Here is a 22649-nt window from a genome sequence, read left to right as displayed (position 1 = left end):
CCGGGAGACGCCGCGCAACTCGCACCGCCGGGTGCTGGTCATCGGCGCGGGCAACGGCAACGACGTGGCCCTCGCCCTCGCGCACGGGGCCCGGCGCGTGGACGCCGTGGAGATCGACCCGAGGCTTCAGGAGATCGGCGCCTCCCTGCACCCGGCCAGGCCGTACGACAACCCCCGGGTGCACGTCCACATCAACGACGGACGGGCCTTCCTGGAGCAGACCAAGGCCCGCTACGACCTGATCGTCCTCGCGTTGCCGGACTCCCTGACCCTGGTGTCCGGGGCCAGCAACCTGCGGCTGGAGAGCTACCTGTTCACCCGGCAGGCGTTCGAGGCGGCCCACAGCCACCTGGCCCCCGGCGGCGCGTTCGCCATGTACAACTACTACCGGCAGAACTGGCTCATCGACCGCTTCGGCGGGACGCTCACCTCCGTCTTCGGACACGCCCCCTGCATCACCCACTACGGCAACCAGAGGGCCGCGATCCTCGTCGCGGGCACCACCCCGGCCGCCCAGTCCTGCGGCGCCACGTGGAAGGCGTCCGGCCCGGTGCCGAAGGCCGCGAGCGACGACCACCCGTTCCCGTATCTGCTGCACCGCACCGTTCCCACCCTCTACCTCGGGGTGCTGGGCGCGATCCTGGTGGTGACCCTGGCGTCGGTGCGGCTGACCGGCGTACGGCTGCGGCGGACCGTCCGGTACGCCGACATGTTCCTGCTCGGCGCCGCGTTCATGCTGCTCGAAACCAAGAACGTGATCGGCTTCGCGCTGTACTTCGGCACCACCTGGCTGGTCAACGCCATGGTCTTCGCCGGTGTGCTGCTGGCCGTCCTGTCCGCGGTCGAGGTACGGCGGCGGATCGTCAAGCTCAACCAGCTGGCGCTGCAGCTGCTGCTCTTCGCCACGCTGGCCGTCTCCTGGCTGATCCCGGCCCATCTGGTGCTCGGACTGCCCTTCGCGGGGCGCCTGGCCGCCGCGATCGCGCTGGCCTTCGCCCCGATCTTCTGCGCCAACCTCATCTTCTCCGACCGGCTGGCGGTGGCCTCCGACCCCACGGCGGCCTTCGGCGCCAACCTGCTCGGCTCGCTGGTCGGCGGAACCCTCGAATACCTCGCACTGGTCACCGGCTACCAGGCCCTGCTGCTGGTGGTGGCGGTGCTGTACGCGGGTGCCTGCGTCCTGATGCGCTTCACCCGGCCCGGTACGGGCGAGCGCGCCGAACACGAACCGGTCAGCGTGGCCACCGCGCCACGGACGTGACCCGGCCGCGTCTCCTGACGAAGCCGCCCCCGGTCCGACGGACCGGGGGCGGCTTCACGCGCGTCACTGGGATGGCGTGTCACTCGAACATGACGTAGTCCGGCCGTGGCCGCAGGGCCAGCACCTCCTTCGGTGTCATCAGCCGGCTGGTCTCGGCGTCCTCCTCGTAGAAGAGCTTGAAGCCGGTGCGCACGCCCTCCGGCTGGTCCTTCACGAGCTGCCGCCAGGTGTCCCGCTTCATGCCCGGCGAGCCGATGCCGTCCGCGCTCTTGATCACGACGACCCCGGGCTGCGGGCGCAGCGCGGACTGGTCGCGGACCACGGACACCGCCACCTGGTGGAAGACGAGCGGCTTCTCCGGCAGATCGTGTTCCTCGACGATGTCCGAGAGATAGCGCGCCACGTCGGTGAGTTCCTGTCCGCTGGTGTGGCCGTAGGTATCGCCCGGCACCTCTCCCGGGCCCATGTCCCACTCGGGGTCCAGCGCGACGCCCACATCGGGCTCGACGAGCCACTTGCGCAGCGCTTTGACCTCGTCCAGCACCGACGCCCGGCCCGGCTGGATGTTGAGCAGCAGCAGCGCGTCATGGCGCCGGGCCGCTTCGTGGAAACGGCGGACCGTGTCGTCCGGGACACGGGTGCGGTAGGTACCGTCCGGTCCCGCGGAGCTGTTGGTGATGGTCGCGAGCAGTTCGAGGACCGGCAGTGGCTCCCGGTCCGCGGCGTAGTCGCGCGCGGTCTTCTCGATCTCCTTGGCCCGCTGGTTCAGGTCACCGGTACCGAGCCGGCCGAGTGCGGCGGCGCCGGGCAGTCCGCAGTACCCCACCATGCGGTACCTGGACAGATCGCGGCCGCCGCGGGGGAGTTCGGGCCGCCGCTTCGTCGGCCGCGGCGACGGGGAGCGGCTGGCCTTGTTGTCGGAGCCCGCGGCGGAGGTCCCGCCGCCCTTGGAGGGCGTGGGGCTCCTGGAGGGACTGGACCAGTCGGTGTTCTGCTCGCCGCATCCGGCGAGCAGACCGAAACCGGCCGCCGCCGTCACCGAGAGCAGCCCCCGCCGGGTCGGCGGGGTGCCCTGCCCTCTGGCGTTCTCCCGGATCCGTTCGGCGCCGGTGCCCTGACCTGGTGTGGTGTGCGCCACGTTCCCCTCCGTCTGCGGGCCGTTGGTGTTTTTCCCCGTCCTCTGCGGCTTTCCGGCCGGAGCGAGGTGAAACGGAGCGGTGGCCACCACTTACCTGACGTAACCCAGCGCCTTGTCGACCACATTGCGCAGCGGACGGCCCTCGGCCCTGCGGAGCAGGTTGTCCAGGAACAGCTCGGCCAGGTCGTCGCGCCAGCGGATCACCTCACCCGCGGTGTGCGGGGACACGATGACCCCCGGCAGCTCCCACAGCGGCGAGGCGGCGGGCAGCGGCTCCTGGGCGAACACGTCCAGCGCGGCACCGGCCAGCCTGCCGCCGGACAGCGCGTCGATCAGGGCCGCCTCGTCCACCAATTGGCCGCGCCCTACGTTGACCAGCCGGGCGCCGGGCTTCATGGCGGCCAGCACCGAGGCGTCCACCATGCCGTGGGTGGCCGGGGTGAGCGGGGCGGCCAGCACCACGTAATCGGCCTCGCCCAGCCCGGTGCGCAGCGTCGCCGGACCGTGCACCGTGCCGAAGTCGGGGTCGGCGTCGCGCGGGGTGCGGCCCGCGCCGCTCACCCACATGCCGACCGCGCGCAGCAGCCGGGCGACGGCCCGGCCGATCGACCCGGTGCCCCAGACCAGAGCGGCCCGGCCGCCGACGCGCTCGCTGTCGCGCGGCCGCCACTGACGGCCGCGCTGGTGGTCCCACATGCCGGGGAAGTCCTTGGCGAGGGACAGGACCAGCCCGAGGACGTATTCGGCGATGGGCTGGTCGTACACCCCGCGCGAATTGGTGAGCACCACATCCGGGTTGCCGGTCAGCGCGGGAAACAGATACGGGTCCACGCCCGCGGCGGCCACGTGCACCCAGCGGGGGGCCTTCGCGGGGTCGTCCGGCCACGAGGCGGCGACGGCCGGGCTCAGTGGCCACCAGGCGAGCAGGGTGTCCGCGCCGGGGAGGAGGTCCGGCAGTTCCTCCTCGGTCGCGTACACGGTCCGCGCCAGGGACTCGATCCGCTCCCGGTTGTTCGGCAGATGGTCGTTGTACAGGACGATGAGCGGGGCACGCCGGTCACCCACGGCCGCCTCCCGGCGGGTCGCTCAGGCCGCCCGGGGGTTCGCACCGGAGTGTCATGACGGTTCTCCCGAGGTCAGGAAGGGTGCGGATCGGATTCCCACACCCTGACCGCGGCCGCGCTCCGGGGCAACGGGCACAGTGTCCGCCCCGGCGGGCCGTTGTGGACGCTGTGTCCCCGACGGAGCCGCCTCCCGGGACCAAAGTCCTGCGCATCCCCGGTGCGGAGCGGGCGTACAGAGTGTCCACCACCGAGCCGCCGATGGAACAGGATGGCCGTTGACGGTGCCGGACCGCTGAACCATGGTGATGGCCATCCAACCTCCCTTCACCTGCCCGTCCCCGGCAGCACACCCCGCGGCCCCCGCGGCGCCCCGCACGAATGCTTGACGCCCGATGCCCACCCCCTGTGCCGCATCGCCCAGCGCCCCGGCGCCACCTCCTCGTCCCCAGGAGTCTCAAGCATGTCCTTGTCCAGCCCGTCACCTTCGCAAGAAACCACCACTCGAACCGTGAGCCTGGACGAAGCCCCCGTCACCGGCTTTCACCGCAGGATGGTCGCCGTCGCCATGGGCGGGCCGTTCTGCGACGGCTATCTGCTCGGCATCATGGGCGTCGCCCTCAGCCTGATCACCCCGGCGCTCAGCCTGAACACCATGTGGGAGGGGCTGATCGCCGCCTCCGTCCTGGTCGGCGTCTTCATCGGCGGCGCGGTCTTCGGCCCGATCACGGACCGGGTCGGCCGCCATCTGATGTACGTGCTCAACCTGCTGACCTTCGTGGTCTTCTCGGCCCTCCAGTTCTTCGTCACCGAGGCGTGGCAGCTGCTGGTGCTGAGGCTGCTGATCGGCATCGCGATCGGCGCCGACTACCCGATCGCGTCCGCCCTGACCTCCGAGCTGGTCCCGCGCAAGATCCGCGGCCCGGCCCTGTCCGGCCTGGTCCTCGCCTGGTGGGTCGGCTACGGCGTCAGCTTCTGGGCCGGCTGGCTGCTGATGGGCACCGGCGACGACGCGTGGCGCTGGATGCTGGCCTCCGGTGCGGTCCCCGCCGTGATCTTCATGTTCTTCCGGGCCGGAGTGCCCGAGTCGCCCCGCTGGCTGGCCTCCCGCGGCCGGGTGGAGGAGGCCAAGGAGGTCGTACGCCGCCACCTCCACCAGGAGGTCAGCAGCGAGGAACTGCTCGCCGAGAGCGGCACCCGGCGCGGCGGCTCGGGCCTGGGCAACCTGGCGGAGATCTTCCGCCGCGGCTACGCGATCCCCGCCCTGTTCTGTTCGGTGTTCTGGATCTGTCAGGTGGCGCCCGCCTTCGCCGTACGGTCCTTCCAGCCGCAGATGCTGGAGTCGTTCGGGGTGACCAGCACCTTCGGCGCCAGCGCCCTCATCACCACCATCGCGGTCGCGGGCACCGCGGTCGGGCTGCTCGTGGTCAACCGGATCGGCCGGCGGCCCCTGCTCATCAGCAGCTTCGCCAGCATCAACGTCTGCCTCATCGCCCTGATCGTGCTGCCGCTGCACTACGCGTTCCTGGTGGTCGCCCTCTTCGCCGGGTTCCAGTTCTTCGAGGCCGCGGGCAGCGGACTGCAGTTCGTGTATCCGAGCGAGCTGTTCCCCACCGACCTGCGCGCCACCGGCGTCGGCGTCGCCACCGCCATGAGCCGGGTCGGCTCCGCCTCCAGCACCTTCCTGCTGCCCATGCTCACCGCCGACTTCGGCGTCCGCGGCACCCTCGCGATGGGCGCGGGCATCACCATCATCGGCCTCGTGGCCTCCATCATCCTCGCGCCCGAAACCAAGGACCTGGGCCTGGCGGAAGCCAGCCGCCGCGCCTGACCGCGTCCCGCGCCTCCTCCTCTCCGAAAGGACCCCTCCATGCGCAAGCTCGTCTCCTTCGACTGCTACCGCACCCTCATCAACTTCGACACCCAGGGCGCCACCCACGAGATCGTCAAGGACCGGCTCGCCGAGTACGGCGTCGACCCCAAGCAGTTCCACCACGACGCGTACGTGATGCGATTCCAGGGTGTCGTGGACGAGTACCGTCCGTACCGGGAGACCGTCCGCCGCACCCTGCGCAACGTCATGCTGCTGCACGGGCTGCCCTACCGCGACGAGGATGGCGACGCCCTCATCGAGGCCATCAAGCGGTTCAAGCCGTTCCATGAGGTGCCCGACGCGCTGCGCCGGCTCAAGGGCGAATACGACATCGCCATCCTCTCCAACAGCGAGGACGACCTGATCTCCTACGCGGTCGACGAGCTGGGCGTGGAGTGGGACTACGTCCTCACGGCCGAGCAGGCGGGCGCGTTCAAGCCGCTTCCGCAGGCCTTCGAATACCTCATGAAGGCCACCGGCCGCGGGCCCTCGGACATCATCCACACCGCCCAGGGCTGGGAGTACGACATCATGCCGACCAAGCGGTACGAGGGCATGCGGCGGATCTGGGTCAACCGGTACGGCTTCCCCGGGTCGGCCGCCTATCAGCCGTACGAGGAGATCAAGGACCTGTCCGAGCTGCCCGGTCTGCTCGGCGTCTGACGTCCCGGCGTCCGACCCGGCTCCCCGGCCACCCCCACACCGCGAGAGGACCCCATGTCCGCCACCACGGCACCGGTCAACGGGCGCGTCGCCCACTGGTTCGCCGAACTGCCCGCCCCCCGCCCGGCGCTGCCCGGCGACCGCGACGCCGATGTGTGCGTCGTGGGCGCCGGAATGACCGGACTGTGGACCGCCTACTACCTCAAGAAGGCCGACCCGTCCCTGCGCGTCACGGTCCTGGAAGCCGAGTTCGCTGGCTTCGGAGCCTCCGGCCGCAACGGCGGCTGGGCCTCCGGACTGATCCCCGGTGCCCGCGAGCGGCTGGCCAGCATGTACGGCCGCGACGCCGTCCTCGACTGGCAGCGGGCCATGAACGAGGCCGTGGACGAGGTCATCGCCGTCGCCGCCCGCGAGAACATCGACGCGGACATCGTCAAGGGCGGCACCCTGCGGGTCGCCCGCACCCCCGCCCAGGCCACGCGGCTGCGGCACAAGATCGAGCAGGACCACGCATGGGGTGTGCCGGAGTCCGTCCTGCTCACCCCCGCCGAGTCCGCCCGGCACATCGCCATCGACGGGGTGACCGCGGGCGCGTACACCCCGCACTGCGCCCGGCTCCAGCCCGCCGCCCTGGTCCGGGGGCTCGCCGAGACGGTGGAACGGCTCGGCGTCACGATCTACGAGAAGTCACCCGTCACCGCCATCGAGCCGGGCCGCGCGCTCACCGCACACGGCACCGTCCGCGCCCCCGTGGTGCTCCGCGCGACCGAGGGGTTCACCTCGTCCCTCAAGGGGCTGCGGCGGGCCTGGCTCCCGATGAACAGCTCGATGATCGTCACCGAGCCGCTGCCGGAACAGGTCTGGAAGGAGATCGGCTGGGAGGGCCGGGAAACCCTCGGCGACACCGCACACGGCCACATGTACGCCCAGCGCACCCCGGACGACCGGATCGCCATCGGCGGGCGCGGTGTGCCGTACCGCTTCGGCTCCCGCACCGACGACTCGGGCCGGGTCAGCGACCGTACGATCGGCCAGCTCACCCAGACCCTCCAGCGCATGCTGCCGCAGACCACCGGTGTCCGGGTCGACCACGCCTGGTGCGGGGTCCTCGCCGTCCCCCGCGACTGGTCGGCCACCGTCGGCCTGAACCGGGCCACCGGCACCGGCTGGGCGGGCGGCTACGTCGGCCACGGCGTCACCTCCACCAACCTGGCCGCCCGCACCCTCACCGACCTGGTGCTGAGGCGGGACACCCGGCTGACCCGGCTGCCGTGGACCGGGCACCGCCCCGGCACCTGGGAGCCGGAGCCGTTCCGCTGGCTCGGGGTGCGCGGACTGTACGTCGCCTACCGCCTGGCGGACCGGCACGAGGCGGGCGGCCGCACCCGTACCTCGCCCATCGCCACCGTCGCCGACCTCATTGCCCGGCGACCCTGAGATCCTGGAGTCCCGGCGCCCCGTCTCCCCGCGCGCCGCCGGGGCTCCAGAGATCCGCCCGCCACGGCGGGCACCGTGCAGGGAGGAAGCGGGCCGGATGGCATTGCTCACCGTCGCCGACGTACTGCGGCTGCCCGTGATCGCCGCGGGGCTGCCCCGGGTCATGGCCGGGGAGGACCGGCTGAACCGTCCCGTCCGCTGGGTCCACGTCACCGAACTGCTGGACCCGGCGTCGTTCCTGGAGGGCGGCGAGCTGGTGCTGACCACCGGCATGCCCCAGCCCAACGACCCCACCCGGCTGCGCGGCTACGCCGACCAGCTCGCCGATGTCGGCGCCGCCGGGCTGGTCGTGGAGCTGGGCCGCCGGTACCAGCAGGTGCCGCCGGACCTGGTGGCCGCTTGCCGGGCCCGGGACCTCCCGCTGATCGTGCTCTCCCACGGCATCCGGTTCATCGAGGTCACCCAGACCGTCCACGCGCTGATCCTGGACGCCCAGGGCGAACTGCTGCGCCGCTCCCACCAGGTCCACGAGCTGTTCACCGACCTGACGCTGCGCGGCGCACGCCCGGAGGAGCTGGTCCAGGTCGCGGCCGACCTGATGGGACGGTCGGTGGTGCTGGAGAACCTGGTGCACCACGCCGTGATCGTCTGCACGGCGGGCCGCCCCGGCGGCCCGATCCTGGAGGCGTGGCAGCGCCGGTCCCGCGCCACGCCGACGCCCGACCACGCGGCGCCCAGCGGACCGGAGGGCTGGCTGGTGGCCCCCGTCGAACACGACGGGCAGCGCTGGGGGCGCCTTGTCGCGCTGCCCGACCAGACCGGCCCGGCCTCCGGACCCGAGCACACCCTGGTCCTCCGGCGCGCCGCGACCGCCCTCACCCTGGCCCGGATGACCGGCCACACCCAGTGGGACCGGCAGGCCCGCGCGTCGGCCCTGCTGGAACTGCGGCACGCAAAGCCCCTCAGCCGCACCGAGTCCCGCATCCGGGTCGAGGCCCTCGGGCTGCCGACCGTCGGCCACCTCTTCATCGCCCTGGCCGTCGGCCACCGGCCCGACGCCGCCGACCGGGCCGACCTGGACAGCCACCTCGGCGAGGACCTGCGCGGCGCCGGAATCCACGCGCTGGTCGGCAGGCTCTCCCCGGACCGCACCGGCGTCCTGCTCACCCTGCCGCTCGCCGCCGCGTGGCAGCCCGTGGTGGAGCGCATCGGCCGGGTCGCCGAGGAAACCCTCGGCGCCCTCGGCGAGGAAGCCGTCCTCGCGGTCGGCCCCGGGGTGACCGCCCTCGACCAGGTGGCGCGGTCGTTCACCGAGGCCGAGGAGGTCGCGGACGCCATCGGCCCCGGCACACCGCGGCGGCCGTTCCACGTGCCCGCGGACCTCGGACTGCCGGAACTGCTGTACACCCTGCGCGACGACGTCCGCGTCCAGAACTACGTGGAACGGCAGCTGGGCAGGCTGATGCGGTACGACGAGCGGCACGGCGGCGATCTGCTGGCCATCCTGCGCCAGTACCTCGACGCCGCGGGCAACAAGTCCGTCGCCGCCAAACAGGCCGGACTGTCACGGCAGGCCTTCTACCAGCGCCTGCACACCATCGAGCGACTGGTCGGCGGCAGCCTGGAGTCCGGCGCCCAGCGATCGCGGCTCCATGTCGCCGTCATGGCCCTGGACACCCTGGGCACGGGGCCGGGCTGACGCCGTGCGTCCTCCTGCGGCGGCTACGGAGCGGTGAGGACGCGGACCGGCTCGCCCGCGAGATACGCGAGGATGTCCTCCACCGCGTCGCGGTAGTAGCCCTCGTAGTTGCCCCGGGTCACATAGCCCAGATGCGGGGTGCCGAGCAGGTTCGGCAGCGTACGGAACGGGTGCTCCGGACCCAGCGGCTCCTCCTCGAACACATCGACCCCCGCGCCCGCGATCCAGCCGCCCCGCAGGGCGTCCGCGAGGGCGGCCTGATCCACGATGGCCGCGCGGGAGGTGTTCACGAGGTACGCCGTGGGGCGCATCCGCCGCAGCTCCGGCGCGCCGAGCAGCCCCCGGGTGCGGTCGCCGAGCACCAGATGTACCGAGACCACATCGCTGGTCTCCAGCAATTCTTCCTTGGAGGGGACGAACCGCACGCCCTCCTCAGCCGCCCGCTCGGCCGTCAGATTCTGACTCCACGCGGCCACGTCCATGCCGAACGCCTGGCCGATCCGCGCCACCTTGGCCCCGATCTTGCCGAGGCCCAGCAGCCCGAGCCGACGGCCGTGCAGATCCAGGCCGACCGTGCTCTGCCACGGCCCGCCGTCCCGCAGCGCGGTGCTCTCCGTCACGAGGTGGCGGGCCAGACCGAGGATCAGCGCCCAGGTCAGCTCGACGGGCGGCTGGGAGGCGCTCGCCGTGCCGCACACGGTGACCCCGTGCCGGGCGGCCGCCTCCAGATCGACGGACGCGTTGCGCATCCCGGTGGTGATGAGCAGCCGGAGCCGGGGCAGCCGGGCGAACAGCTCAGCGGGGAACGGGGTGCGTTCCCGCATGATGACCACGATCTCGCAGTCCCCGATCGCCTCGACGAGCGCGTCCCGGTCGGTGAAGTGACTCCGGTGCGACACCACGTCCACCGCGTCGCTGACCCCCGACCAGTCGGCCGAGGACAGGGCCACGTCCTGGTAGTCGTCGAGCACGGCACAGCGCAGTTTCATCGTATCCCCTCGGGCTCTTCCAACAGGTCCGTGCAGGTACGTTGTTTCTACCACCCACGGGGAAGGGGGCCCGGTGCGCTACATCATCATCGGAGCGGGCGCGGTCGGCGGCACGATCGGCGCCCGGCTCCATCTGGCCGGTCATGACGTGGTCCTGGTGGCACGCGGAGCGCACTACGAGGCGCTGCGCCACCACGGACTGCGCTTCACCGCGCCCGGGACCACCCATGAGGTCCCGGCACCCGTCGTCACGGGACCCGAGGGCGTCGAACTGGGCCCCGGCGATGTGCTCGTTCTCGCCGTGAAGACCCAGGACAGCGCCGCGGCGCTGGACGCCTGGGCGCCGCGCCCGGTCACCGGCGGCGGCACCGCGGGGGAGCGGCTGCCGCTGCTCTGCGCCCAGAACGGCGTGGAGAACGAGCGGTTGGCGCTGCGGCGCTTCCGCCGGGTCTACGGCGTCTGCGTCTGGCTGCCCGCGACGTACCTGGAGCCGGGGGTGGTCGCCGCGCCGTGCGCCCCGTACACCGGCATCCTCAGCCTGGGCCGTTATCCGTCGGGGGAGGACGACACCATCCGGCGGGTGTCCGCGGACCTGGAGGAGTCCGTGTTCCTCGCGCCGGTCGTACCGGACGTGATGCGCTGGAAGTACGCCAAGCTCATCAGCAACCTCGTCAACGCCGTCGAGGCGATCTGCGGACCGCTCACCGGGGACGAGGCCCAGGCCCTCGCCGCGCGGGCGAAGGCGGAGGGGGCCGCGGTCCTCGACGCCGCGGGCATCGCCCACGCCGACGCCGCCGAACAGGCCGCACTCCGCTCCGGAAAGGTGGAGACGCGCCCGGCCGACGGTGTGGAGCGCGGCGGCGGCTCCTCGTGGCAGAGCCTGACCCGGGGGACGGGCACCATCGAGGCGGACTATCTCAACGGGGAGATCGTGCTGCTCGGACGCGAACGCGGCATCCCGGCCCCGGTCAACGAGACGCTGGGACGGATCGCGGGCACCTGCGCCCGGGAGCGCCGCGCACCGGGCAGCATGACCCCCGGCCAACTCACCGCGCTCGTCGACGCGGCGGCGTCTCCCTCAACCCCTCGGTGAGGACAACACCTCGGTGAGGAAAGCCCGCTGAGGTGGCATGGGGGCGCGCGGTGTATTTCGCGCCTGATGTGTCGTCATCACGACGCGCGCCACCACTCCTGCGGATGACACGGAGGGTCTGACGAGGGGGTTCGTGCCACGTGACTTCACGGAAAGTTGGCTGCTCCGTAGCCGTCAAGGCGGTCCCAGTTGTTTTGCGTGGTGGCACACAGGGCACCGCACACACCTAACAGCAGGCATAATCGCAGCAACGATGGGCGCAGACGCCCAGAAAGGGGACGAAGTGATGGTGAACGCGCTGAGTGCCGACAACAGTGTGGGCTCGACGATCGAGGCACTGAAGGCAGAGCTTCCGCAACTGGAGAAGCAACAGGAGGCCCTCAAGGGTGATTTGGACGCCGTCACCCAGCGGTTGGAGGTGGTCAGTACCGCTCTGAGCAGCCTTCAGGCCCTTTCGGGAGGCCACTCGCTCCCGCAGGCGGGCAACGGTGACATCGCGGAGGCGAAGCCGGTGTCCAAGGACACCGCCACCGCCAAGGCCACCGCCACGGAGGCGGCCACCGAGGGCGAGTCGAAGCAGGCCGCCGAGGCGGCTCCGGCGACCCGGACGCCCGCCGCCACGCGCAAGGCCGCCATCGGCCGTCAGCGCAACAAGGCCGCCAAGTCCACCACCGGCGGCCGGGCCGCGAAGACCGCCACCAAGGCGGCGGCCAAGAAGACCGCCGCGAAGAAGCCCGCCAAGAAGGCGGCGGCCAAGCCCGCCGCCAAGCCCACCGCCAAGGCCACCACCAAGGCGGCCAAGGCCACCGAGAAGAGCGCCCCGGCGAGCGAGAAGGCCACCGCCAAGGCCCCCGAGAAGACGGCCAAGGCGGCGGGCACTTCCTCCGAGCGTTCCACCGGGCTCGCCGAGTCGGTGCTCGGCGCCCTGAGGAAGGCGGGCCGTCCGATGCGCGCGTCCGAGGTCAACGACGCCCTGGGCCGCGACGAGACGCGCACCAACGTGAACTCGGTGCGCAACACGCTGGAGCGGCTGCGCACGACGGACCGCGCCAAGCGTTCCGGGCGTGGCCTGTACGAGGCCGCGGCCACCAGCTGACCGCCGCTCTCCCGTCAGTGCGCCGCCACTTCAGCGGTAGCGGGGGCGGAAGTGGCGTTTGGGGAGGGTGGACCCGGATGTTTCGGCGGCCGTGCGCGCGCCGAACCTGCGGTCCACCCACTCCCGTCCACCCACTCCTTGGGGTCCCACCCACTCCTTGGGGTCCACTCACTCCTTCAGTGGGATTCGCCCACGGCCACGATGTCGGCCAGCCGGGCGGCGACATCGGCGGGATCGGTGGTGAACAGCCGTCGGCCCGCGGTGATACGGCGTTCGCGCAGCGCGGACGCTGCGGTGAGCGCGTCGAGCAGGCGCAGCAGTTCCCATGAGTCCGTCGCGTGGTCCGTCAAACCGAGGGCGGCCATCCGGCGGACCCCTTCGCGCCCATGGCCCGGGATGGGGCGGTAGCCCACCACCGGGACTCCGGTGGCCAGTGCTTCCAGCGCGGTCTGTCCGGCCGCGTTGTCCACCAGCGCCCGCGTGGCGCCCAGCAGTCCGGGCAGATCCGGTTCCCAGCCGAGGGCCGCCACCTGCGGCCACCGGGACAGCCGGTGGCGCAGCCGTTCGTCCCGGCCGCACAGCACCACCGGCAGATAGCCCGCGGCGGACAGCAGCCGCGCGGTGGCCACAAGCCGCGTACCGGCCCCCCAGGCCCCGGCGGACAGGACCACCGGCGGCCGTCCGGGGGCGTGGCGGCCGAAGCGGCGCCGCCAGTCCGCCGCCCCGGCCGCCGGACCGAGAAAACGCCCCGCCACCAGCGGGCCGGTGGCCACCGCGGGTCGGCCGAGGGCCTGCCGTACCCGTTCGGCGGCCTCCTCGGTGACACACAGGTGCAGATCGTTGCCCGGGTGCAGCCACTGGCGGTGCACCGCGAAATCGGTGACCACCACCGCGCTGGGCACGGTCAGCGCCCCGCGCGCCCGCAACCGCCCGGTGAGCTGGGCGGCGAGGTGGAAGACGGGCACCACCGCGTCCGGCCGCAGCTGCCCGGCCAGCGCCAGCAGCCGGTCCTCGGCGAGCGCCGCCAGCGGTGCGGTGCCGGGCCGTGGCCCGCCGCCACAGCCGGGGCCGGGCTGGAAGAACGCCCGGTAGATGCCCGCGTAGACCGCCGGGGCCCGGCGGACCGCCGCCCGGTAGAAGGCGCGCAGCCCCGGTCCGATCCCGGCGGGCAGCAACTCCAGCACATCCACCCGGTCCGCCCGGTGCCCCGCGCGCTCCAGTCTGCGCGCCAGCTCCCCGGCCACCGCGTCATGACCGGCTCCCATGCTGGCGCTCACCACGAGGAAACGCTGCGACGGCAGGTGCATCATCACCTCCGATGGTGCGAGGCGCGGCCGCTCATGGCTCACTGGAGGTATCCGCTCCGCGTGCCGCCAAACCGCGCGCTCGACGGCCGGTGGGTGCCGATGCCGCCGGTCAGCAGCGAGACAGGAAGGTGCCATGGCCCGCCCTCTGCCGGACGCACAGCCGCAGCACGGCGCCGCGCGTGACCTGGCCGGACCCACCGCCACCGGGGCCGCCCCCACCGAAACCGCGGTAGCGCTGGTGACCGGCGCGTCCTCGGGTATCGGCGCCGCCGTCGCGCACCGGTTCGCGGCGGGCGGCGGATGGCGGCTGCTGGTCAGCGGCCGCCACCGGGAACGTCTCGACCGGGTGGCCGCGCACACCTCGGCCGTCGCCCTGCCCGCCGATCTGGCCACTCCCGAGGGCGGTCGCGGCCTGGTCGACGCCGCCTTCCGTACCGCCGGGCGGGTGGACCTGCTCGTCGCGGGGGCGGGCATCGGCTGGGCGGGTCCCTTCAGCGCGATGCCGCCCGCCGCCATCGACCGGGTGGTGGGCGTCGACCTGCTCGCCACCATGCGGCTGGTGCGGCTGGTCCTGCCGCACATGCTGGCCGAGCGGCGCGGCCACATCGTGCTCATCGGATCGGTCGCGGGCAGCGTCGGGGTGCGCGGCGAGGCGGTGTACTCCGCGGCCAAGGCGGCGCTCGGCGTCTTCGCCGACGCCCTGCGCCACGAGCTGCGCCGGGGCGGCGTCCGCGTCACCCATGTGGTCCCCGGCGTGGTGGACACCCCGTTCTTCGCCCGCCGCGGCGTCCCGTACACCCGCCGGATGCCGCGCCCGCTGCCGCCCGAGCGGGTCGCCGACGCCGTGTGGGACGCCGTCGCGCGCGGCCGCGACGAGGTGTACGTACCGGCCTGGCTGCGGGTGCCCGTGCTGGTGCGCGGCGCGGCCCCGGGGCTGTACCACCGGCTGGCCGCCCGCTTCGGGTGAGGGAGACGGTGACATGGGCGCCCTGACCGTCCTCCTCGCGTTGCTGTCCGCCCTGGGCAACGGCGCGGCGTCGGTACTGCAGCGGCGCGCCGCGATGGACCAGGAGCGGGAGGTGCCGGCGGCAGGTGGCGGGCTGGGGCAGACGCTGCGGCATCTGTCGCGGCTGTTGCGGCGGCCGTACTGGCTGGCCGGGGGCGCGGCGATGGTGGTCTCGGCGGTGGCCCAGGTGGGGGCGCTGGCGGTCGGGCGGCTCTCCGTCGTCCAGCCGTTGCTGGTCAGCGAGCTGCTGTTCACCCTGGTGGTGGGCAGCCTGGTGTTCCACCGGCGGCCGGGCGGCCGGACCTGGCTGGCGTTCGTGATGCTCGCCGCCGGGCTCGCGCTCTTCCTCGTCGCTGCAGACCCCTCGCACGGCCGGAACACGGTCCGGAACGGGCTCTGGCTGCCCGCCGGGGTGGTGCTGGTGCTCGTCGTGGGCGCCCTGGTCCTGGTGGCGCGGGCGCTGCGGGGCGCGGCGCGGGCCGCGGCGCTCGGCTGCGCGACCGCGGTCGGCTTCGCGTGCACGGCGGCCCTCATCAAGGAGTTCACCGGCCACTTCGGCGGGGGAGTGGCCGCCGTGTTCACGAGCTGGCCGCTGTACGCGGTGTGCCTGGTGGGGCTGCTCAGCTTTCTGCTGCTCCAGAGCACTCTGCGCGCGGGCACCCTGGCCGCCTCCCAGCCCGCGCTGACCCTCGGGGACGCGCTGGTGAGCATCGCGCTGGGCTGGGTGCTGTTCGGCGAACGCGTCGAACTGGGGCTGCGCCTGCTGCCCGAGGCGGTCGGCATCGTCCTGATGGCGGCCGGGATCGTCGGCCTCACCCGGTCGCCGGCCATGGCCGAGGGCTGGGACGCGGACACCTCGGGCACGGCGGTGGGGCCGACGGTACGGCGCGTCCCGGACGGCGGGAGCCCGCCGTGACCGCCGGGCGCGCGCGGGTGGCGTCCCGGACCGGTGCGCTGGCCCGGAACGCGGCGGTGCTGGCCGCGGCCGCGCACCTGGTCCCGGCGGGCACCTGGCTGCCGTTGCCCCGGCGGGTCCTCTTCCCCGCGCTGGCCGGACGGGGCCGGTCCAACCACATCGCCCTCACCTTCGACGACGGCCCCGACCCCCACTCCACCCCGCGCTTCCTGGACGCCCTGGACGAGCTGGCGGTGAGCGCCACGTTCTTCGTCCTGGGCGAGAGCGTGCTGCGATACCCCCGCACCACCCGCGAGATCGCGCTGCGCGGCCACGAACTCGCCGTCCATGGCTGGACCCACAACCGCCCCTGGCTGCCGAGGCCGGTCCGGGACGTCGCGGAGGTCGCGTACGCCGCCCGGGCGGTGCGGCTGGCCACCGGTGCCGAACCGCTGTGGTACCGGCCCCCGTACGGCGTCCTGACCGGTGGCCGCTGGCTCGCGGCCGTACGCGCCGGGCTGCGGCCGATCCTGTGGTCGGCCTGGGGGCGCGACTGGTCCCCGAACGCCACCCCGGCCTCGGTGCTCGCCACCCTGCGCGGCGGCCTCCGGGGCGGCGCCACGGTCCTGCTGCACGACACCGACCGGGCGGGCTCCCTCGGCTGCTGGCGCGTCACCCTGGCCGCCCTGCCGCACCTGGTCACCGCGTGCCGCGCCGCGGGTCTTGAGGTGGGCCCGCTGGCCGACCACGGGGTGCCGGAACTCCCCGCGTCGCGAAGGTGACCCCCCTGGTGGTCAGAGCCCGGGGGTCACAGCCCGGTGCGCAGCCTGATCAGGGTGCCATCCGCGTCCGCCTGCATCTGGACGACGTCGCACAGCATCCGCACGCCCCACAGCCCGAACCCGGTGTCCGAGCCCTCCGGCGGGGTGAAACCCCAGAGGGCGTCCGGGTACCAGTGGCCGGGCCCGGCCAGCTCGCAGACCAGGTCGCCGTCCTCGGTCCACACCCGCAGCTCCGCCGGGGCGCTGCCGTGGCGGAGGGCGGTGTTCGCCACCTCGGCGACGGCGGCGACCATGTTGCGCAGGGCCTCCAGGCCCATGCCGTGGCGGCCGCCCCGCTCGGCGATGAAGACGCGCACGGCGTCCAGATCGGCCCCCTCGACCGGCAGCCGGTCGGCTCCTCGCGGGGCGGGCGGCAGCGCCCGGCGGTCGCAGGTGGCGCTGAACGGGCCGGGGGCCAGGTAGTCCAGGCTCTCCTCGGGCCCCTGACCGTCGATGATCTCGGGGTGGGTCCGGCGCGCGTACGTCAGGATCTCGGGGTGCAGCACACGGCGGTCGTAACAGCAGATGGCGCGGGCACCGGAGTGGGCGAACGCCGCGTTCACGATCGACTCGTAGCGCGCCCACTCCACCACCTCCAGCGGAGTGCGGCCCTGCCACACCGGCTCGGCTATCACCCGGACCCGGCGCGGTGACTCGGCCTTCACGAAGGAGTCGTACGCGGCGATGGTCTTCACCGGGTGCTGGTACCAGCTGAGCGCGTCCTCGAACTGCACCGCCGGGGCGTCCCGCCCGAGCGCGTCCCGCAGCGCCGCGATGTTCGACTTGGCGGCGACGACGGCCACCGCGTCGTCGGCCTCCAGGCCCTCGCGCAGGAAGGGCACGCAGACATCGACCACTTCCCCTTCGTCGCGGTAGAGGAACCCGCGGTGCACCATGGCCTCGTGGTGATCCGCGACGGGGCTGCTCGGGCTGGTCATGGGGCCTCCCTCGGGCCGGGCGGGCGGTCAGGCGGAGGTGCCCGTTCCCGGTCGGGTGGATCCGGACGGCACAGCGCGCAGTCTGCCACCCTCCCGGCCACCGCGCAGCCGGATGATCGGGTGCTGAGGAATTCCCCGTTGGCGTGCGTGGACGTGTTCCTGACGGTGAATTAGCATCGCTGAGCGTGACACAGGTCAAGAGCATCACCGCGAATGGACTCGAGTTCGGCTATCTCGAAGCGGGCCCGGCGGACGCCCCGCTGGCTCTCTGCCTGCATGGCTTCCCCGACACCGCACACTCCTGGCGCCACCTGCTGCCCGCCCTCGCGGACGCGGGTTACCACGCCGTCGCCCCCTTCCTGCGGGGGTACGCACCCACCGGCATACCCGACGACGGCGCCTACCAGGCGGGCGCCATCGCCTCCGATGCCAACGCCCTGCACGAGGCCTTCGGCGCCGACGGCGACGCGGTGCTCATCGGCCACGACTGGGGCGCCATCGCCGCCTACGGCGCCATCGCCCACGCCCCCGAGCGCTGGCGGCGCGCCGTGACGATGTCCGTGCCCCCGCTGGGCGGCGTGCTGGCCGATTTCTTCGGCTACGACTACGGCCAGTTCAAGCGCTCCTTCTACATCTTCCTGTTCCAGACCCCGCTGGCCGAGGCGGCCGTCGCGGCCCATGACATGGCGCTCATCGACGGTCTGTGGCGCGACTGGTCGCCCGGCTACCACGACTCCGCGCAGGACATCGCGCAGGTCAAGGAGAGCCTGAAGGACCCGGCCCACCTCGCCGCCGCGATCGGCTACTACAAGGCCCTGTTCGACCCGACCCGCCACGTGCCGGCCTACGCGGCGGAGCAGGCGGCGATCACCGCCACCGGTGAGCGGCCGATCCTCTTCCTGCACGGCACCGACGACGGCTGCATCGGCTCCGATGTGATCCACAGCGCCAAGGACCACCTCCCGGCGGGCTCCCGGATCGAACTCGTCGACGGCGCGGGCCACTTCCTGCACCTGGAGCAGCCCGAGCGGATCAACCGTGAGGTGCTGGCCTGGCTCGCCGACTGACCGGGTTCCGTCCACCTCGTATCTCCCGCACACCCCGTACGACCTCGTACGTCCCGGCCGGTATAGCGCGGTCGCATCCCGCTTTACCGCCGCTATACCGCCGGTAATCCGCCCTCTCCGATGCTGGACGCATCGCCAAGCCCCGCCGGTAGAGACGCGTCTGGAGAGGGCCCGTGAACGTCGACCAGCAGCAGCAACCGCATACCGAGGACGAAGCCCTCTACGCCTGGAGCACCTATCAGGTGTCCGGCGGGGTGGAGGGCTCCGGCCCGAGCGGCACCTGCCGTGCGGAGCGGACCGCGCGCGCCTGCCTCGAAGCGGCGCTGCACGCCGCCGTGGTCCACTCCCACGCGTATTCCTGGGGGCAGCTCAGCCGGGTGTCCGCCGACGTCGACCTGCCGTTCCACCTCTGGTCACGAGCCCCGGTCGCCTGGGCCGAACCGGGACCCAGCGACACGGTCACCTGGCGTCCCGGCCCGGCACCGCATCCGCGGTGACGACCCGGCAGGCGGGAGAGGCGACGCAGTTTTGAGGGCAGGGGATTCTCGGATGAACAGCAGCGGGCCCGGCATCGGGCTCACCACGGTGGAGTGGCAGCCGGTCGACCACGGCCGCCATCCCGGTCACCGGGCGAACCCGGCCCGGGTCTACAACTACCTCGTCGGCGGCAAGGACAACTACCTCGCCGACTACGAACAGGCCCAGCGGTTCCTGCGGATCGCGCCGGAGATCCGGGACACCGCCCTGTCCAACCGCCGCTTTCTGCAGCGGGCGATGGCCGAACTGGCCGACGCGGGGATCGGCCAGTTCCTGGACATCGGCTCGGGCCTGCCCACGACGCCGAACGTGCATGAGATCGCCCAGGCGGTCAATCCCCGGTCCCGCGTGGTCTACGTCGACAACGACCCGATCGTGGCCAGCCATGGACAGGCCCGGCTGGCGGTCCCCGGCACCACGATGATCAATGGCGATCTGTGCGAGCCCGAGAAGATCCTGGCCCATGACGAGGTGCGCCGACTCCTCGACCCCGGGCAGCCGGTGGGCATCGTGCTCACGTTCATCCTCGACTACTTCGACGACAAGGACGATCCGTACGGCATCGTCGCCCGGCTCATGGAATGGGCCGCCCCCGGCAGCTGTCTGATCCTGTCCCATGCCACCGGCGACTTCACCGACGAGACGCCCGAGGACCGGGACTGGGAGCCGCTCAGCGTCAGCCCGGTGACCGCGGCGCCGCGCGACTACGCCCAAATCATGCGCTTCTTCCAGGGGCTCGACGTGCTCGAACCGGGCCTGGTGCAGCTGGCCGCCTGGCGCCCGGGCATCGGCGCCGAGCACGACCCGAGCCGGGTGTGGGCCTATGGCGGAGTGGCCCGCAAGCCGTAGCGCTCTGGAGCCGTGGCGACGAAGCCCCCGCCCCGCCCTCAGTGCGGGCCGGGGCCCATCTGCAGCGTCATGCAGGCGGGGAAGAGCCCGCTCCAGGTGTGCCCGCGCCAGCTCTCGTACGTACCCGGCCGCTGCCACACCGGCAGCGCCTCGTCCAGGTGCGCCCGGCCCTCGGGGAACTTGCCCTGCTCCATGTACGTGATGCCGATCTCGTACATCGCGAAGCCCTGGTGATGGACGTCGCCGGTCCGCCGGGCCGCCTCCAGGCTCTCCTTGAAACACGTCAGGGCGGCCTCGGACTGGCCGAGGCCGCGGTGGGCGCGGCCCAGGTTGCCCAGGCCGATCACCTCGGCCGCCAGGTCCCCGGTGTCCCGGGCCAGCGCGAGCTGACGCCGCTGCACCGCGATGGCCTGCTCGAACAGCCCCAGTTCTGACAGCGCGTCGGCCAGGTTGCACAGCGACCGCTGCTCGCCCCGCGGATGGCCGATGGCACGCCAGATCTCCAGCGCCGACTCCAGGGTGGCCCGCATCTCCTCGTAGCTGTGCTGCAGCCAGTGCGCGCCCGAGAGGTGATCCAGCGCCCACGCCTGGCTCTCCAGGTCGCCCAGCCGCCGGGCGGCGCCGATCGCCAGCTCGTTGACCGTCTGCAGAGCCTGGGCCTGCGCGCGCGGATACAGGAACCACTGCAGGGCCTGGGCCAGCCGGATGCCGAGCCGGGCGAGCGCGTCGGACTGGGTGACGGCGTGGGCGACAGCGGCCAGCAGATTGCCCGCCTCGGCCTTCAGCCACGCCTCCGCCTCCGTGGCGTCCCGCAGCGGGATCACGGTGCCCTCGACCGGATGGCGGGGCCAGGGGCGGCGCGGGTCGAGCAGGGCGACCGCCCGCTGGGTGGTGGCCACGTACGCCGACATCGCCCGCTCCAGCGCCGCGGCGGGTTCGGCCTCGGGCTCCTCCTGCTCGGCCCGCTCCGAGGCGAACAGCCGGAGCAGATCGTGCATGTGGTACCGGACCGAGTCCGGGCTCTCCAGCAGTTGCGCGTCGACCAGCCGCTCCAGGGCGTTCTCGGTGCGGTCGGCCGGCTGGTCCAGCAGCGCGGCCGCCACCGGCACGCTCACGTCCTGCCCGGGCACCGCGCTGAGCAGCCGGAAGGCGCGTACCGCGTCCGCGTCGTCGGAGCGCCCGCCGAGCCGGAAGGCGTCGTAGCTCACCTCGAAGCTGGTCCGCACGGCCAGGTCGCCGAAGCGCAGCTCGTCCAGCCTGCCGCGGGCGTCGGTCAGCTTCGCCACCAGGGTGCGCAGCGGCCACGCCGGGCGGGCGGCCAGCCGGGCGCCCGCGATCCGCAGCGCCAGCGGCAGACGGCCGCACAGCCGGGTGATGTCCTCGGCCTCGGCGCGCTCGGCCCGCACCCGCTCCACCCCGACGATCCGCTCCAGCAGCGCGACGGCCTGGTCGTGGGGGAGGACGTCCAGATGCAGATGGGTGGCGCCCTCCAGGGTGGTCAGCATCTCGCGGCTGGTGACCAGCGCGGCGCAGTCGGGCCCGGCGGGCAGCAGCGGACGGACCTGGTCCACGGAGGCGGCGTTGTCGAGGATGACCAGCAGCCGCCGCCCCGCCACCAGCGAGCGGAACTGGGCCGACGCCTCGTCCGTGTCACCCGGCACGCTCGACCCGTCCACGCCCAGGGCCCGCAGGAACCGTCCCAGCACCTCGGCCGGTTCGAGGGGCGAGAGCCCGGCGGTGGTGCCGTGCAGATCGACGTAGAGCTGGCCGTCCGGGAACCGCTCGGCGAGCTGGTGCGCGGTGTGGATGGCCAGCGTGGACTTGCCCACGCCGCCGGTGCCGTCGATGGCCGCGATCACCACGGGACCGCTCTGGTCGCCTTGGTTTCCCTGGCCGTCTCGGTCGCCTTGTTCGCCCTGTTCATCTTGGTTCAGGAGTGCCTGGATCACCGCCACCTCGCCGTGACGGCCGGTGAACGCCTGGCTGGCGGGCGGAAGTTGGCGAGGACCCCGGGCGGCCGGGCGCGTGGCCGCCCGGGCGGGCTTCTCCCCCTTGCGGGGGGCCGGGGGCGCCAGCAGGGAGGCGTCGGCGGTGAGGATCCGCTGCTGGAGCCGCTGCAGCGGCGGAATCGGCTCGACCCCGAGGTCCTCGGCCAGCAGCCGGTGCAGATCGCGGTAGGCGGCCAGGGCATCGGCCTGCCGACCGGAGCGGTAGAGGGCCAGCATCAGACGGCCGCGCAGCCCCTCGCGGTACGGATGCTCGGCGGTCAGCGCCTCCAGCTCGGCCAGGACGTCGGTGTGCCGACCGCACCGCAGATCCGCGTCGATACGGGCGTCCACGGCCTGCAACCGCAGCTCCCCGAGCCGGGTGGTCTCCGCCTCCACGGACGGGGTGGCGGGCACGTCCGCGTACGGTGTGCCCCGCCACATCACCAGCGCCTCGCGCAGCCGCTCGGCCGCGTCCTCCGGGGACTCGGAGGCCCGGTCAAGGCCGCGCCGCCCCTCCTCGACCAGCTGCTCGAACCGGTGCGCGTCGAAGTCGGCCGCCTCCACGGCCAGTCGGTAGCCGTGTGCCTTGTAGCCCTGCTTATCGGTGATCAGGGCCTGGCCGGAGGTGTCACCCAGGCTCTGCCGGAGCCGCGAGACATACGTCTGCAGCAACTTGGCCGCGCTCTGCGGTGCCTGGCCCTCGCCCCACAGCTCGTCGAGGAGCCGCTCGGCCGGGACGGTCCGGTTGGCGTGGCACAGCAGCACCGCGAGCAGCATCCGCCACTTCGCCGGGCCGAGGGTCGTCCATCGGTCACCGTCCCACAGCTCAAGCGCCCCAAGGACCCGGTATCGCACCCGTAACCTCCGAGGCCCCCTGCCACAGCCCGGCCTCTGTCTCGTCGGTCCGTGTGGACCGTTCGGCCCGTGAGGA

General features: G+C 73.0%; 19 protein-coding genes. 13 read left to right on the top strand and 6 right to left on the bottom strand.

Annotation, left to right across the window (positions count from 1 at the left end):
* Positions 1–1261: spermidine synthase (locus tag ACZ6CL_RS29695; protein ID WP_468941017.1), on the top strand; the 1261-nt coding region annotated here is incomplete at its 5' end.
* A gap of 79 nt (positions 1262–1340) precedes the next feature.
* On the opposite strand, the gene ACZ6CL_RS29690 is transcribed toward ACZ6CL_RS29695, so the two are convergent.
* Both ACZ6CL_RS29690 and ACZ6CL_RS29685 read right to left on the bottom strand, forming a co-directional pair.
* Positions 1341–2399, bottom strand: a complete 1059-nt coding sequence (locus ACZ6CL_RS29690) for a hypothetical protein (protein WP_468941014.1) — start codon at positions 2397–2399, stop codon at positions 1341–1343.
* 90 nt (positions 2400–2489) lie between these two features.
* Positions 2490–3464 carry a D-2-hydroxyacid dehydrogenase gene (locus tag ACZ6CL_RS29685; RefSeq protein WP_468941011.1) on the bottom strand — a complete coding sequence of 325 codons (975 nt, stop codon included), beginning with the start codon at positions 3462–3464 and terminating at the stop codon, positions 2490–2492.
* A gap of 507 nt (positions 3465–3971) precedes the next feature.
* On the opposite strand from ACZ6CL_RS29685, the gene ACZ6CL_RS29680 reads away from it, so the two are divergent.
* From ACZ6CL_RS29680 to ACZ6CL_RS29665, 4 genes are all read left to right on the top strand, one after another.
* The gene (locus tag ACZ6CL_RS29680; protein WP_468941008.1) at positions 3972–5291 is read left to right on the top strand and encodes an MFS transporter; all 1320 of its coding nucleotides are present in this window, start codon (positions 3972–3974) and stop codon (positions 5289–5291) included.
* A 39-nt stretch (positions 5292–5330) separates the two neighbouring features.
* Positions 5331–5996 (top strand): HAD-IA family hydrolase, encoded by a 666-nt coding sequence (locus tag ACZ6CL_RS29675; RefSeq protein WP_468941006.1) that lies wholly within the window; start codon positions 5331–5333, stop codon positions 5994–5996.
* A 54-nt stretch (positions 5997–6050) separates the two neighbouring features.
* Positions 6051–7433 (top strand): NAD(P)/FAD-dependent oxidoreductase, encoded by a 1383-nt coding sequence (locus tag ACZ6CL_RS29670; protein WP_468941004.1) that lies wholly within the window; start codon positions 6051–6053, stop codon positions 7431–7433.
* Between the two features lie 97 nt (positions 7434–7530).
* A complete protein-coding gene (locus ACZ6CL_RS29665) occupies positions 7531–9132 on the top strand; it encodes a PucR family transcriptional regulator (protein ID WP_468941002.1) in 1602 nt (533 codons plus the stop codon).
* A 23-nt stretch (positions 9133–9155) separates the two neighbouring features.
* On the opposite strand, the gene ACZ6CL_RS29660 is transcribed toward ACZ6CL_RS29665, so the two are convergent.
* Positions 9156–10121 carry a D-2-hydroxyacid dehydrogenase family protein gene (locus tag ACZ6CL_RS29660; protein WP_468940999.1) on the bottom strand — a complete coding sequence of 322 codons (966 nt, stop codon included), beginning with the start codon at positions 10119–10121 and terminating at the stop codon, positions 9156–9158.
* A 73-nt stretch (positions 10122–10194) separates the two neighbouring features.
* Here ACZ6CL_RS29660 and ACZ6CL_RS29655 point away from each other — a divergent pair, with 73 nt between their 5' ends.
* Positions 10195–11214: a ketopantoate reductase family protein gene (locus tag ACZ6CL_RS29655; RefSeq protein ID WP_468940996.1), complete on the top strand. Its 1020-nt coding sequence runs from the start codon at positions 10195–10197 to the stop codon at positions 11212–11214.
* Between the two features lie 286 nt (positions 11215–11500).
* The gene (locus ACZ6CL_RS29650) at positions 11501–12310 is read left to right on the top strand and encodes a prephenate dehydrogenase (RefSeq protein WP_468940995.1); all 810 of its coding nucleotides are present in this window, start codon (positions 11501–11503) and stop codon (positions 12308–12310) included.
* 176 nt (positions 12311–12486) lie between these two features.
* Here ACZ6CL_RS29650 and ACZ6CL_RS29645 read toward each other — a convergent pair whose 3' ends face one another.
* Positions 12487–13617, bottom strand: a complete 1131-nt coding sequence (locus ACZ6CL_RS29645) for an MGDG synthase family glycosyltransferase (RefSeq protein ID WP_468941035.1) — start codon at positions 13615–13617, stop codon at positions 12487–12489.
* A gap of 133 nt (positions 13618–13750) precedes the next feature.
* On the opposite strand from ACZ6CL_RS29645, the gene ACZ6CL_RS29640 reads away from it, so the two are divergent.
* The 3 genes from ACZ6CL_RS29640 to ACZ6CL_RS29630 are packed head-to-tail and all read left to right on the top strand — an operon-like array spanning position 13751 to position 16300.
* Positions 13751–14584, top strand: coding sequence for an SDR family NAD(P)-dependent oxidoreductase (locus ACZ6CL_RS29640; RefSeq protein WP_468940992.1), 834 nt, complete (start codon positions 13751–13753; stop codon positions 14582–14584).
* A gap of 13 nt (positions 14585–14597) precedes the next feature.
* Positions 14598–15539, top strand: a complete 942-nt coding sequence (locus tag ACZ6CL_RS29635; protein ID WP_468940990.1) for a DMT family transporter — start codon at positions 14598–14600, stop codon at positions 15537–15539.
* Entirely contained in the window at positions 15536–16300 is a 765-nt protein-coding gene (locus tag ACZ6CL_RS29630) for a polysaccharide deacetylase family protein (RefSeq protein ID WP_468940988.1), read from the top strand. The genes ACZ6CL_RS29635 and ACZ6CL_RS29630 overlap by 4 nt, the downstream gene beginning before the upstream one ends.
* Before the next feature lie 26 nt (positions 16301–16326).
* On the opposite strand, the gene ACZ6CL_RS29625 is transcribed toward ACZ6CL_RS29630, so the two are convergent.
* Positions 16327–17277 carry an anti-sigma factor RsbA family regulatory protein gene (locus tag ACZ6CL_RS29625; protein WP_468940986.1) on the bottom strand — a complete coding sequence of 317 codons (951 nt, stop codon included), beginning with the start codon at positions 17275–17277 and terminating at the stop codon, positions 16327–16329.
* Between the two features lie 185 nt (positions 17278–17462).
* Here ACZ6CL_RS29625 and ACZ6CL_RS29620 point away from each other — a divergent pair, with 185 nt between their 5' ends.
* From ACZ6CL_RS29620 to ACZ6CL_RS29610, 3 genes are all read left to right on the top strand, one after another.
* The gene (locus ACZ6CL_RS29620) at positions 17463–18344 is read left to right on the top strand and encodes an alpha/beta fold hydrolase (RefSeq protein WP_468940983.1); all 882 of its coding nucleotides are present in this window, start codon (positions 17463–17465) and stop codon (positions 18342–18344) included.
* A gap of 173 nt (positions 18345–18517) precedes the next feature.
* A complete protein-coding gene (locus ACZ6CL_RS29615) occupies positions 18518–18841 on the top strand; it encodes a hypothetical protein (protein WP_468940980.1) in 324 nt (107 codons plus the stop codon).
* 52 nt (positions 18842–18893) lie between these two features.
* Complete coding sequence (locus tag ACZ6CL_RS29610) at positions 18894–19730, top strand: SAM-dependent methyltransferase (protein WP_468940978.1); 837 nt, start codon at positions 18894–18896, stop codon at positions 19728–19730.
* A 38-nt stretch (positions 19731–19768) separates the two neighbouring features.
* On the opposite strand, the gene ACZ6CL_RS29605 is transcribed toward ACZ6CL_RS29610, so the two are convergent.
* Positions 19769–22573, bottom strand: coding sequence for an AfsR/SARP family transcriptional regulator (locus ACZ6CL_RS29605; RefSeq protein WP_468940975.1), 2805 nt, complete (start codon positions 22571–22573; stop codon positions 19769–19771).
* Positions 22574–22649 lie beyond the last annotated feature (76 nt).

The organism is Streptomyces sp. NPDC041200 (assembly GCF_055591805.1).
The sequence above is the reverse complement of the archived record's forward strand: the minus strand, read 5'-3'. Positions and strand labels throughout refer to the sequence as shown.